12 protein-coding genes are annotated in these 13,142 nt (G+C 56.7%); 4 read left to right on the forward strand and 8 right to left on the reverse strand.

Annotated features, from left to right (window positions below; genetic code table 11):
- Positions 1 to 216 precede the first annotated feature (216 nt).
- On the forward strand, positions 217 to 900 hold the full coding sequence (locus N909_RS0112960; RefSeq protein WP_029915757.1) for a DNA-3-methyladenine glycosylase I: 684 nt from the start codon (positions 217 to 219) through the stop codon (positions 898 to 900).
- 115 nt (positions 901 to 1,015) lie between these two features.
- Here the strand turns inward: N909_RS0112960 and N909_RS24665 are convergent, their stop codons facing one another.
- Positions 1,016 to 2,755 (reverse strand): methyl-accepting chemotaxis protein, encoded by a 1,740-nt coding sequence (locus N909_RS24665; protein ID WP_051689742.1) that lies wholly within the window; start codon positions 2,753 to 2,755, stop codon positions 1,016 to 1,018.
- 157 nt (positions 2,756 to 2,912) lie between these two features.
- On the opposite strand from N909_RS24665, the gene N909_RS25735 reads away from it, so the two are divergent.
- Complete coding sequence (locus N909_RS25735) at positions 2,913 to 3,110, forward strand: hypothetical protein (protein ID WP_155005936.1); 198 nt, start codon at positions 2,913 to 2,915, stop codon at positions 3,108 to 3,110.
- A 127-nt stretch (positions 3,111 to 3,237) separates the two neighbouring features.
- Here the strand turns inward: N909_RS25735 and N909_RS0112970 are convergent, their stop codons facing one another.
- The 6 genes from N909_RS0112970 to N909_RS0112995 form a co-directional block, all read right to left on the reverse strand.
- The gene (locus tag N909_RS0112970) at positions 3,238 to 3,582 is read right to left on the reverse strand and encodes a flagellar basal body rod protein FlgC (RefSeq protein ID WP_029915761.1); all 345 of its coding nucleotides are present in this window, start codon (positions 3,580 to 3,582) and stop codon (positions 3,238 to 3,240) included.
- A 128-nt stretch (positions 3,583 to 3,710) separates the two neighbouring features.
- Positions 3,711 to 4,913 carry an L-2-hydroxyglutarate oxidase gene (lhgO, locus tag N909_RS0112975; protein WP_029915763.1) on the reverse strand — a complete coding sequence of 401 codons (1,203 nt, stop codon included), beginning with the start codon at positions 4,911 to 4,913 and terminating at the stop codon, positions 3,711 to 3,713.
- Positions 4,914 to 4,931: 18 nt separating this feature from the next.
- Positions 4,932 to 5,429 (reverse strand): hypothetical protein, encoded by a 498-nt coding sequence (locus N909_RS0112980; RefSeq protein WP_036683154.1) that lies wholly within the window; start codon positions 5,427 to 5,429, stop codon positions 4,932 to 4,934.
- Complete coding sequence (locus N909_RS0112985) at positions 5,430 to 7,229, reverse strand: chloride channel protein (protein ID WP_029915768.1); 1,800 nt, start codon at positions 7,227 to 7,229, stop codon at positions 5,430 to 5,432.
- A gap of 124 nt (positions 7,230 to 7,353) precedes the next feature.
- A complete protein-coding gene (locus N909_RS0112990) occupies positions 7,354 to 9,042 on the reverse strand; it encodes an ABC-ATPase domain-containing protein (protein ID WP_029915771.1) in 1,689 nt (562 codons plus the stop codon).
- 1 nt (position 9,043) lies between these two features.
- Positions 9,044 to 10,102, reverse strand: a complete 1,059-nt coding sequence (locus N909_RS0112995) for a type IV toxin-antitoxin system AbiEi family antitoxin (protein WP_029915773.1) — start codon at positions 10,100 to 10,102, stop codon at positions 9,044 to 9,046.
- A gap of 192 nt (positions 10,103 to 10,294) precedes the next feature.
- On the opposite strand from N909_RS0112995, the gene N909_RS0113000 reads away from it, so the two are divergent.
- Both N909_RS0113000 and N909_RS0113005 read left to right on the forward strand, forming a co-directional pair.
- Positions 10,295 to 11,155, forward strand: coding sequence for a GerMN domain-containing protein (locus N909_RS0113000; protein ID WP_029915775.1), 861 nt, complete (start codon positions 10,295 to 10,297; stop codon positions 11,153 to 11,155).
- Positions 11,156 to 11,190: 35 nt separating this feature from the next.
- Positions 11,191 to 11,766, forward strand: a complete 576-nt coding sequence (locus N909_RS0113005) for an NnrU family protein (RefSeq protein WP_029915777.1) — start codon at positions 11,191 to 11,193, stop codon at positions 11,764 to 11,766.
- Between the two features lie 76 nt (positions 11,767 to 11,842).
- On the opposite strand, the gene N909_RS0113010 is transcribed toward N909_RS0113005, so the two are convergent.
- Entirely contained in the window at positions 11,843 to 13,066 is a 1,224-nt protein-coding gene (locus N909_RS0113010) for a cytochrome-c peroxidase (protein WP_051689743.1), read from the reverse strand.
- Between the last annotated feature and the right edge of the window lie 76 nt (positions 13,067 to 13,142).

A 13,142-nucleotide genomic window follows, 5' to 3' on the forward strand; every position in this document is an offset into this window, starting at 1 on the left:
GCTGAGATAGTTTTCGTTTGACTCAAACCGCCCCACGCCCTTTTCAGGGGCCAGGATGGTGGATGATTTTAAAAATCCCCCCTCCTCGTAAAACTTGGAGTCTTCGATAATTCAGGGCGGATTCACCCGGCTCAAAAATGTTGTATATTGAAAAGACTTGGCGGCGATGAGGTCGGTCACACTCCCATCTTCAGATTCAGATTCCAGGAGCCTTCGATGCAACGTTTTCAACGGATCTATCAAAGAGCTGCCGAGCGTAAAGGGGGCGAAGAGGCTTTGCGTGCATTGTTGCCGGATAACATCAAAAGCCCGCAGCAACTGGCGATGCTTGGTGATGATCGTTACCTGGCTGAAATGACGAAAGCAATTTTCAAAGCAGGGTTCGCCTGGAAAGTGATTGATAAGAAGTGGCCCGGTTTTGAGGAGGCTTTCTGGGGTTTCGATATTGGTCGTTGTGCCTTTATGTCCCCGGATGACGAGGATGCTCTCTGTGCTGATACGCGGATTGTGCGTAATCGGCAAAAAATCCTGACGGTCCCGCAAAATGCGGTCATGATCAGCGAAGTCCGCAAGAAATACGGGAGTTTCGCCAGGCTTGTCGCCGAGTGGCCGAGTGAAGATTATATCGGTTTGCTCGCTTATCTTGGGAAGCATGGAGCTCGCCTTGGTGGAATGACCGCTCAGTACTTTCTGAGGTTTGTCGGCAAGGACGGCTTTGTTCTTTCGCGGGATGGCGTTTATGCCCTGATTGAGGCCGGTATCATTGACAAGCCGCCGACCAGTCAAGCGGCTATCCGGAAAGTTCAGCAGGCCTATAATCACTGGGGACAAGAGACGGGTTGGGGGCTGGCCGAGATCAGCCGGATTCTTGGCCTGTCCATTGATGCGCCGAAGAAATGATCCATTCATTGCTACACTGGTCAAAGTAGACTCTGGGGAGATTTGTGAATCAAAAGGCGGCCACGAAAGATTTCGGGACGCCTTTTGATTTGGAGCTATTTTGCTTCTTTTCTGGTTAGCCTATGCGCTTTTGACCACCCTCATCGATCTTGAAACGATAGAGCATCTCCCGTAAGTAATTGGCCTGGCTCGAAAGCTCTTCACTGGTGGCCGCGCTCTCTTCCGCCGATGCGGTGTTCTGCTGAATGCTCTGGTCGATCTGGCTTAAGCCCTGGTTGATCTGGCTGATTCCCTGAGCCTGTTCCGTGGTCGCTGCGGCGATCTCTTCCACCAGGTCGCTGACCTTGGAGATGTTGGTGACGATTTCGGCGAGGGCCGAAGAAGTTTCTTCGGCAATCTGGGTACCGTTCTTTGATTTTTCCACCGAACTTTCGATCATCTGGGTGGTTTCCTCGGCTGCTTTGGCACTGCGGGCGGCCAGATTACGCACTTCTTCGGCGACCACGGCAAAGCCTTTGCCGTGCTGCCCGGCCCGGGCCGCTTCGACCGCGGCATTGAGGGCCAGCAGGTTGGTCTGAAAGGCGATCTCGTCGATGACCTTGATGATTTTGCTGATATCCTGGGCCGAGCTGTTGATATCACTCATGGCGGCAATCATGCCGGTCATTTTACGACTGCCGGTTTCCGCCGATTGTTTGGCGATGGTGGACAGCTTATTGGCCTGGTTGGCATTGTCGGCACTTTGTTGGGTCTGGGAACCGATTTCGTTCATGGAACTGCTGATCTCTTCAACGGCGGCAGCCGCTTGGGTGGCTCCCTGGGAGAGCATCTGGCTGGAGTCGGCAACCTGCTGACTGCCGGAGGTGATCTGGTCGCTCGCCGTTTGGATCTGCTGCACCAGTTCGCGCAGTTCGGTGGTCATCTGCAGCAACGCATTACCGAGAATATCTTCATTTGAAGCCGGGATGATCTCGGCGGTCAGGTCACCGTCGGCGATCTTTTTGGTCTGCTCGGCATAGCCGTTGAGGTGCTCGGCCATGGAGTTCAGGGAATTGGATAGCTCACCGATTTCGTCCTTGCTGTCCCACTGCAGGCGTTGGGCCAGTTTGCCCTGCTGAAGATCATGGGCGATCAGTTGCAGCTGTTGCAGTGGCTTGACCAGCTGGCGAATCAGGACGATGACCATCGGCAGCACCAGGATGACAAAGAAAAGAATCAGGATGGCCCCGCTCCAGAACAGCACCGGCTTGATTTTCTGGTTCATCAAGGTGACCAGGGTCGCCTTTTGAGTATCGATATCGTCGGTATAGATACCGGTGCCGATCATGAAATTGGTCCCCGGAATCAGCCGGGCATAGCTGAGCTTATTTTTGAGATCGTTGCTGGGCGGTTTCGGCCAGACATAGCTGACAAAACCGCCGCCGTTTTGGGCGGCCTTGAGCAACTCTTTGACCAGATACAGCCCGTTCTGATCTTTCATGTCGATCAGGCTTTTTCCCTGTAATTCCTGCTTCGGCGGGAGGGACATGCAGACGCCGTTATGGTCATAAATGAAAAAATAGCCGGACTTGTTGTCCAAAAAACGAATCGGGTTGTTCAGCTGCCTGAGTTTGGCAAGAATGACGTCCTGGTCAGTCTCGCCTTCAATAGCCGCACCCATGGCCAAAGCGGTGCTGTCGATCAGTGATTTGATCTGGTCTTTATAGCCCTGGCTCATGACCTGATCAACTTGGATCAGCGCTTCGTCTTTAACAATATTAAGCGCTTTGCGGCCGCTGATGATACTGATACAGGCAAACAGGGAAATGATGATGACCAGCAACCAGATTTTGATACCGATTTTCAGGTTTTTCATTCAACCAAACTCCTTCAAGGGGCAAAGCATAGTTAGTTAGGGTAAATGTTAGATTCCTGTAAGGTTACGTTTCTTATGGAAATTAGTCAAGATTAATATTTTTGCTTGAAAAGCGACTTTTGCTAAATTCAGTCTTAAACAATGCTGGGATGGGCGGATGAACAGAAAAAAAAGGAAAAATACCTCGCTGTTATGGGCGTTCCGTGGAACATTATCTAGTTTTCATCCGGCAACGGCCCTTTTCCGCTGTGGCGGTGTCAATCTGCGGGTTTTCTTGTGCGGCGTAAAGGACTACGCCTCCGCGCAACCCCTTGATTTCCTTGCCACAACGAAAAATTTCTCGTTTCCAATCTGAAAACTTAGCCGTTGCCCTGCGGAGTTTCCGGATGGCAACTATCTAATTATTTTGAAAAAATAAAAGAGGCCTCCGTAGTGTTGCGGAAGCCTCTTTTCTGAATTGTCGGAATGAAGCCCGTGGACACTCAACCGATCAGGTCAAGAACGCTTTTTTCCATGCCGTCGCTGGTTTTAAAGGCTTTCAGGTTGGCTTGGTAAGCCTGTTTAGTGCCGATCATATCGGTCAGTTCTTCACCCAGATCGACATTGGACATTTCCTGAACCGAACCATCTTCATTGATCAGCATGGTGCCCGGGGTTGAGACCGGTTGGACCCTGGAGGTCACGGAGCCGTTCGGGCCCGCTTCCAGTTCGGCAGTCGATTTTTTGAATTCTTTGCTGGCGCTGTTGGCAATGTTGTTGGCGGTAACGTTCTGCTTGTTGGCCAAGGCGTCCAGGGCCGAGAGGTTACTATTCACTGAGATAGGCATAACTGACTCCTTTTACAGAGAGTTGAAAAGGTTCGATAAAGGACCTTTTCAAAATGCGGCCGGAACAAACCCCAGCATGCAAGAGGCAGCATAGAATGGAAATAGTTATTTGTCAATATTCATTTATGTTATTTAATTTTGTGGAGCTTTTTGACCTGCTCACAGATATGCCGGGCGATAGGCATGGCTGAGGTGGCAGCCGGGGAGGGCGCATTGCCGACGATCAAGCTGGCAGAGCCTTCGACAAACAGGAAATCGTCCAGGGTGGTGCCGTCGGCTTTGACGGCCTGAGCCCGAACACCGGCCGGATAAGGGCAGAGATCGGTAAGCCGAAGGGCTGGGCAGTAGCGGGTGACCAGTTTCAGATAGCCGGGGCGATAGAGGGAATTTTTCAGTTCGGTCAGGGTGGCCAGGGGATATTTCATGATCAGTCGGTACAGCCCGGGGTAGGTGGCCATCTCGGCCAGATCGCGCAAGTTGAATGTCCAGCGGCGGTAACCTTCGCGAGCCAGGGCCAGGGTTGCATTCGGGCCGACCGTGAGGGACCCGTCAATCATCGGGGTCAGGTGAATGCCCAGAAAAGGGAGTTCCGGGTTGGGGATCGGATAGATCGGCCGGGACACGATAGAGCGTTTGGCAACCGGCAGCTGAAAGTATTCGCCCCGGAAAGGGACAATCTTGAAGCCCGGTTCCCGGCCGAGCATGCGCACCAGGCGATCGGAGAAAAGTCCGCCGCAGCCGATCAGTAAGCGGCCGCTGAAGCGGCCGAGGCTGGTGGTCAGGGAGACGCCGGCCTGTTCGGTTATGGCAGTGACCAGGCAGTTGGTATGGATCTCTCCGCCGGCGGCGATCACCAGTTCGGCGAGCTTGGCGGCGATTTTCCTGAAATCGACAATCCCGGTCGCAGGGACCCAGGTTGCGCCGACCCCGCTCACATTCGGTTCCAACTCCTGAAGCTGATGGCGGTCGAGGACTTCGGTTTCGATTCCGTTGAGGCGGCAGCGCTCCAGTAGCTGTTGCATGCGCTCCAGTTCGCGGTCATCAGTGGCCACCAGGAGCTTACCGATCTCTTTGCAGGGAATGCCGTGTTCGCGGCAAAACTCTTTGGTATCCCGGTTTCCTTCCCGGCAGAAGCGGGCTTTGAGGCTCCCTGGGGCATAGTAGACCCCGGCATGAACAACCCCGCTGTTATGGCCGGTCTGATGCAGTGCCAGCAGAGCTTCTTTTTCAAGAATGGCGATTTTTGCGCCGTGAAATTCCTTTTGCAACTGCCGGGCCGTAGCCAGACCGATAATTCCTCCACCGATGATAATAAAATCATACTCTGGCATGGTTTCCTCCTGCGCAAGTCAGCTGTCGTGCTGATCCGACGGTCTTCCCGGCTGAGGCGGCCAGGCCGCCAGCCAGTTGAGCTCCAGCAGTCCATACAGGCCGATCAGGATGGCTTCGGCGGTATCGTGTCGCAGACCGGTCGGTTGTTTGATGCCGAGGCGGTCAATGACCTGGCGGGCCAGGCCGTCTGCTTCCCTTTTGGCGAGGGGGCCGTTAGCATGCTGACGATCAAAAAACAACTGCCGGCGCCATTGCTCCGCTTGAATCTGTTTGATGGGAATGGCGAGGCGGGCCGCTTCTTTGCTCCAAAGATCGGCCAATTGTCCGCCCCCCTCAATGTAGATATAGGCCGGTTGCGGGCTCTGGCGCAACAAGGAGGCAATCATTTTTTTTAATTTTTGCGGGTTGGGCAGGTGGTGGGAACGGTACCAGAGCAGTTGCGGCTCGGCACTGAACAGCGCCAGGCCGGTATGCAGACCGAGATCAACGGCAAGCAGATGGGCTGGAGACGCCATTTATTCCTTGTAGACCTCCTTGGTCTTTTCCATCTGTTCCGCATAATGGGCCAGCAGGGTGCGGCGGGAGAGCATGAATAAAACCTTTTGCGGAACATTCTGGTCAACCACCGGGATCTCGTCCAGGTTACGGTCGGTCAGTTTTTTCATGACACTGGTCAGGTATTCATCGGGGGTGGCCGAAATAACGCTACGGGTAGCAATGTCGCTGGCAATGACCAAGGTCGGCGGAATGTCCTCATTGAGAATGCGGCGGATATCGTTGATGGAGAAGATACCGGTCATCAGCCCGTTGTCATCGATCACCGGGTAGTAAGCCGTCTTGGCCGTGGCGATCCGGTTGAGTATTTCGGGCAGGGGCATGCTTTCCGGAATCTGGGTTGCTTTACGCCCTTTTTTGGCCAGGTCCCCGACTTTAATCCCCTCCAGGATGTCGATGACGAAATCACCCAGGTGGGCTGGTGATTCAAAGCGGTTGGCGACCTGCTTTTCATAGATGGTGTTCTTCCGCATGACCAGCATGGCCACGACGCAGACCAGCATCAACGGGGCGAGCAGGCTGTAGTTGCCGGTCAGCTCGCTGACCATGATCAGGGTTGCCACCGGGGCATTGGCAACCCCGGCGAAAAACCCGGCCATGCCGACCAAGACGTAAGCGCGCGGGTCCTGGGTCAGGGCCGGGAAGAGGATTTCTGCGGTGGCGCCGAAGGTCCCGCCGAGCATGGCGCCGATGACCAGGCTGGGCGCGAAGACGCCGCCGGAGCCGCCGGAAGAGATGGTCAGGCTGGTGGCGAGGATCTTTGCCAGCGCGATGACCAGCATGACCCAGAGGGCGACTTTGCCGTACAGGGCTGCCTGAACCCAGCCGTAGCCGGAGCCGAGAACCTGGGGCACGAACATGGCCAGGATGCCGAGACCCAGCCCGCCGATGGCAGGCTTGATCCAGTTCGGGACCGGCAGCCGGCGGAAGCCATCGCGGATGCCGTAGAAGGTTTTGACGTAAACAACCCCGCAGAGTGCGCAGACAACTCCCAGAGCCAGATAGAGCAGGAGCTCGCCCGGTTTTTCAAAACGGAAGGCCGGGGTCGTCAGCAACGGCTTCCAGCCGGTGACCGCACCGAACAGGGAATAGGCGATAATCGAGGAAATAATGGACGGAATCAGTCCTTCATGTTCGAATTCCGGGTCGCGATAGAGGACCTCAACTGCAAACAGGGCTCCGCCTAAAGGGGAGCGGAAGGTCGCCCCGATACCGCCGGCCATCCCGGCGATCAGCAGGATCCGCCGATCCCGGACCGAGAGCCCGAGTTTGGTCGCGACAAAGGAGCCGAAACCGGCGCCGATCTGGGCGATGGGCCCCTCACGCCCGGCGGAACCACCGGTCCCGATAGTGACGATGGAGGCCACGGTCTTGATAATGGGAACCCGGCCGCGGATGGTTCCCCCTTTACGATGAAACGCTTCAATGGCGCCGTCGGTGCCGTGCCCTTCGGCTTCCGGTGCGTAGGTGTAGACCAGCCAGCCGGAAATGATTCCACCCAGGGCGGGGATCAGGAACAGGCACCAGCGGAACGGCATGCTGAGCTGGTTGATGAATTGGGTAAAGGAACTTTCCGGGCGGCCTTCAAGGGGGGGATGGATGTTCCCGAGCTGGCCGAGCATCAGATGTTCGACGCCGTTGGTGGCAAAATAAAAGGCAAGGGCGCCGGTTCCGGCGACGATTCCGACCAGAACGGCAAGAATCAGCAGGCGAAAGCCGGTTTTGTCGAGTATCTTGAGAATCCCTGGAACAACGGGCATGATTTTCAATCCAAATCTTGCTGCAAGTTCGTGGCGAGGAATCTGACAGATGAAATAATTTCGCCTATTTGTTTAACAGTTTCACATATTGAGGACAAGTCTTGATTCGGTTTTTTTGTAAATTTCAACCAATTGTCGGGTCCTGGCGCAGGCGATTGGCCGCCGCAACCAGTTCGTAGAGCCGTGGCATGGCCAGGTGTCCGGCTTTCCAGGGCAGGACGCTATCCAGGCCCTGCCGGTCAACGACGGCCAGGGCCTGCCTGAGGGTTGCCACCAGGCCGGCTGGCTGGTCCGGCTGATTACTGTGGCACCAGGCCAGTAAATGACCGATGGCCTCGGTCTGACCGGCATCGATGAGCTGTTCGACCAGGCTCAGATCGATGCGCCGCCGGCCATATTCGAGCAGCCGCTGTTCGCGCACCTGAATCTTGCAGCGGTTTTGGCGTGGCAACGGCGCAGTTGCCAGCTTGATCCGCCGCAGTGGACCGGTGCAAAACGGCTGGTTATGAAGAGTCGGAAGCTCATCCTGGTTGACCAACATCCGGGCTTTGCCCGTCACATCACTGACGCGGTACTCCGCGAGCATCAGGACCCGGTCCGCGACCGCCAGGTAATCGCCGCAGCCACCGGTCACAATGATCGTGGAAATTCCATGCTGTCGATGTAACTCCCGCACCCGGAACAGGAAGGGAGTGATCGGTTCCTGAGCCGCCGGCACCAGCTGCTGCATCCGCTGGTCGCGGAGCATAAAATTGGTTGCGGAGGTGTCTTCGTCGATGAGCAGGCATTGACAGCCGCACTCCAGGGCTTCAACGATATTGGCCGCTTGTGAAGTGCTGCCGCTGGCATTGTCGGTGGAAAAACAGTTGGTCTGCCGGGCTCCCGGAAGGTTGTTGATAAACGGGCTGATGTCCACCTGTTCAATGGACCGGTGGTCTTCGGCGCGAATCTTGACGGCAGATTCCAGGGTTGCAACCCGTTCCCGGCCATCGCCGGGGCGATGGTTGTAGACCCCGTGCTCAAGGGCTTGCAGCAAGGTGGATTTGCCGTGGAACCCGCCGCCGACAATCACCGTGACCCCGGCCGGGATCAGCATGCCGCTGACCGCTCCCTGGCGTGGCAGGGTCAGGGTCTGGCGGAGTTCGGGCGGCGACTGGAACTTTACCGCCCGGGCCAGCGGGCGGTCGTCGATCCCGCTGCGGCGCGGCAGAATTGCCCCATCGGCAATAAAGGCCACCGCCTTCCGTGCCGTCAGTTGGTTGCGCAGGGCGTCCTGATCTTCAACCTGTTCGATATGCTGCTGTAACGGCCGCAGATCTCTCTTTTGCCAGCACAGGCCGCTTTGCACCACTGCCGGCAGCTCCTTAAAAAACATCTCCGCCGCTTCCGCTGCGAGAATCCTCCGCCCCGCTGCCGGCAGGGCGAACAGCAGACGGGCTTCCAGCATCTCCGGGTCGATCAGCAGTGCGTTGCGGCGCAGCACTTTCTGCCCGTTAACCGCAATGGCCAGAGTGCCGCTCAGCCCGGTGCCACGCTGGCCTTTGACCAGCCGGCCAATGGCGGAATGGGTAGCGCGGGCCAGCCAGTCCTCGACCGCGGTCTGCCTGATCCTGCTGTCATGAAAATGGCCGGGGATGCCATGCTGATCACTGCGCAGGCGGATGCTGATCCGCGACGGTTGGGCAAACGGGTCGCCCTGAACATGATCGATGATCAGCCGGAAAGACCGGAAATCGTAACTGCCCGTCAACTGTTTGTAGTGCGGGTAGCCTTTCCCGTCGATACGCTGCAGCAGCTCTTGCAAACGGTCCATATCAGCCCTCGAAGCGTGGGCTCAGATATTGCCGATAGATTTTTTCGGCAACCTGATCCGTAGCGCCGCCTTTGAGTTCGGCAAAGGTCAGCAGCGGGTCGGCCAGAGTCAGTCCGTCCGGTTGCCAGCCGCTCCAGTGGCATTGTTGCCCAAAGGGCTGCAACAGGGTGACCTCTCCGTTCGGGTCCGGCGTCAGGTGCAGTTGCAACATGGTTTTTAACTGGATGTCCGGGGCCAGATAGAGCACCGCACTCTGCGGTTTGAAGCCGCTGGTCAGCAGCGAGGCTCCCAGTTCGCCCCCGATCAGGATTTGGTCTCCTCCCTTTAACTGTTTCAGCTGTTCAGCGATCAGGCTGATGGAAAAGCCTGGACTCTGTCGACAACGTTGCAGCAGCAGCTTGGGACGCAAGGTCTCCAGGTAGCCGAGCTGCCAGCGGTGCAGCAGTTCCTCAATATGATCGAGAAAGCGCTCGCCGTTTTCAGCCAGGGCCAGGTTTCCGCGCTTTTCCAGCTCGCCGAACAGGCTGCCTATGGCGCCCAGGGCGATCCCGGCGTCGTCGGCCAGCATCCGGTAAGTGGCGGTTACCGAGCGGCGGTTGCGCAGCAGAAGATAAACCAGTTTGAGCCCGGCCGACCGGAACAGGCGATCGGCTCCCGGCGCCTTGGGTGCGTGTTTCTGTCCGCCGATATGGATGTACAAAGGCATCTGGTTCAAAAACAGGTTGCCTGCACAGTCGGCATATTCGATCCCTTTGGCTTTCAAGTTCGCGGCGATTTTCGGAGCGATATAGTGGCTGACCAACAGGGGAAAGGCGTTCTGCGGAGCCGGAGTCGTCTTGAGTTGGTGGACCACCAGGTCGGCCAGGACCGGGGTCAGCTTGGGGACGACCTTCAGATAGTAGTAGCGCTCACCCCAGGGGCCGGACAGACGGAAGGCTCCGGCAAAAGGACCGCCGATTTTCTGGAGCATAAATTCGATTTTGGTGCCAGGTATCCCCTGCATCGCTTTAACGCTGCTGCGAATGATTTGATCGTCTTCAAGAAGTGGTTTTCGTGGCATGGTGACCTCAATATCGGGATAATGTGTTCAGTATTTGTAAAATGTTCATAAAGTTCTTTAATGGTTCATATTGAACACAGCGGAGAGTTCAAGTCAAGGAGACTTTGCCGCAAGCGGGCCCTGCTGTCCGTGATTGGGGCGCCGGTGTGATATAGTAGAGCAAAAGAAGGCCTTTTCAGTGAGGAGCACGCGATGAGATATTCCGTTACCCTGGCTGTTGTCCTGATGGGTTTGCTGATTCCGCTTGGCTGGCAGCAGCAGGGCGAAGCGCGTGCGGCCGGAAGTGTCGAGGCCGACCAGGCTTACCTGGATAATTTTGGTCCCCCGCCAGCCGTGGAAACAGGCCGGGCTTTGGCCCGGGTCGGCTACCTGCCTTTGCGCAGCGACCCCAGCCGGGTCAGTGCGCTGCCGTTTTTTCTGTATGATGAAAAAAATCAGCTCCGGCAGATTATCGGGCGGCTGAACGGAAAGGATCTGATTCTGCCGCCGGACAGTCCGTTGTACCAGCCTGCTCTTGACGGAGTCTCCATCGGCGTGGGGGCCGAGTCCGCCGCTGTTGTGACCCTCACCGTCACTACAGAGCGGGTCCTGCCGAGAGAGGAGCAGACCGCGCTCTTCGCCATGCTGACGGAAACCGCCATGCAATTTCCAGAGTTGAGCGCTGTTCGTATCCTGCTCAACGGCAAACCCGCGGCCGGGATGCCACCGGAAGGGTTTCGCCATGTTCCGGGGCGAATCGTTCCGGTCCAGCCACCGACGGTGCTGCTGATCGGCGGGATGTGGGAACCCGGCGCCGCTTACAGCACGGAGCTTAGCGTCAGTTTTGATCGACCCGTCAAGGTCAGGCATTTCGCCCTGTTCAAGGTGAACGGAGAAAAAGTGGCCGGCGAGTATTTTACTTCGGCGTTCGATATGGCGGTGGTGGTGCATCCTGAACATCCCCGTGCCTATCCCGAAGGCACGCTGCTGCGGGCCGAATGGGAGATTATCGATGCCAAGGGCCGGGCCAACCACGGGGTGACAGAATTGCCGCTGCAACGTTTCGAGCACTGACCAACAACAACCTGCCAACGGCAAGAGGGCTACTCATGGGGATTTTGCTTGGCGGATTGGTGATCTTTTTCGCCGTCCACAGTGTTTCAATGATCAACGAACCCTGGCGAAACAATGTTGCTGCCAGCCTGGGGGAATGGCCATGGAAAGGGCTCTATTCCCTGCTCAGTCTGGTCGGCCTGGTCCTCATCGTCCTCGGTTATGCGGCTGCCCGGCCTGGCGCGGCTGCGGTTTATGTCCCGCTGCCATGGTTGCGACATCTGGCCATGGTCCTGCTGCTGCCGGTTTTTCCTTTGCTCCTGGCGACTTATTTCCCAGGTCGAATCCGCCAGCGGGTCGGGCACCCGATGTTGCTGGCAACGCTGCTTTGGGCCGCTGCCCACCTGCTGGCCAACGGCAGCAGTGCCGACCTGCTGCTGTTCGGCGCTTTCCTGGTCTGGGCCTGGCTAGATCTCCGTTCCATGGGCCACCGGACCCAACGGTCGCTGCCGACAGCGCCACCCCGCAAAATGAACGATGTTTTCAGCGTGCTGGCCGGTCTGGTCATTTACGCCCTGTTTGTGGTCTGGCTGCACGGGGTTTTGATCGGGGTGCCACTGCTGACGAGGTGAGCCGCGCCGAGCTATTCCGCTCCAAATGAATGCCCCGGTTGCGGCCGGGGCATTCAAAGCTACGGTTATGTCCAGATTACGGGAACGGCGGATAGGGCACCGGAGCCGTCAATGGTGCCGGTAGAAAGCCGTCGCTCAAGGTCTGTAAAAAGGCCACCAAATCGTTTTCCTGCTCATTGGTTAAGCGTAGGTCGCCCAATTCCGCACGATTGACGTTCAGGGCCACTTCCGGAGCGGGCCACATCCCCGGGATTCCGGCTGTATTATAGAAGTGGATGATGTCTTTCAAAGTCGCAAAATAGCCGTTGTGGCCATAAGGCGCAGTCAGCGCGATATTGCGGAGGGTCATGACTTTGAACTTGCCGGCATTCGTCGCGGAAACAACAGCGCCATCCGTCATGGTGAGCGGATCGTAAGCGGCAATATTCGGCAGCCCGCCCAAGCCGTAATCGGTGGGATTAGCGGCCAGCAGCGGATTTTTCGGGATCCCCAGGTTGTCGTAAGTAAAATCGGTGAATAACGGCGGCTGTGGCGTGATCCCGTCCGGCGCCAATGTTGGCGTGCTGAGATGACAGAGGTTGCACTTTGCTTTGCCGGTAAAAATTTTCAGCCCTTTTTCTTCCTGCTTGGTCATCACGTACAAGCCGGCCAGCCAGGCGTCATATTTCGACGTGAACTGATTGAGTTCGTAGGATTTTTCAAAAGCGGCAATGGCGTCGGCCAGCATCTCATAAACGGCGTCCACTTCAATGCGATTGGTCGGATCAAGTGTGCTGAGGTCCACCCCGAAGACGGCCAGGAAGCCGGTTTGATAAGTGGCGGCGTTGGGGTTTACTGTCGCCAAATTGGGATGGCTGGTCAATGCTTGTAAGACACTTGCCTTATCCGGCATGGCCATTTCTACCGGGTTCAAAAACGGTCCCATCGCCTGCCCGGTCAGGTTGTTCTCGCGGCCGTCCCAAAACTGTCCGCCGACAAACAAGCCATTGACGGCATCCCAATGGAAAAACGGGCTGAACGCTGCGTACGCGGAACTCGGCGCATTCCTGCCACCAAAAAGACCTGGCACAGAGCCTTCCGAAACCGGTGCATTGATCGGGTCCGCAGCATTACGCGGATCAGCAAAGCCTGGTGGAAAGTGGCAGCTGGCACAGGCCTGATTGGCATTCCAGGAGAGCATCTCATCGAAATAAAGGGTTTTGCCTAACTGCTGCTTTGGGGTCAGTTCCGCAAGGGCAGGACTGACCAGGGTTGTGACTAGGAGCATTCCAAGGAAAAGACGACCCATTTTCTTCACCATAAACGACCTCCTTATTCCAGTTTATTTGTAATCTCAGGATTCCGGGACTGGAAATTCCTGAACAATAGCAACACAA

It is taken from the genome of Pelobacter seleniigenes DSM 18267 (assembly GCF_000711225.1).
In the GTDB taxonomy this organism is placed as follows: domain Bacteria; phylum Desulfobacterota; class Desulfuromonadia; order Desulfuromonadales; family Geopsychrobacteraceae; genus Seleniibacterium; species Seleniibacterium seleniigenes.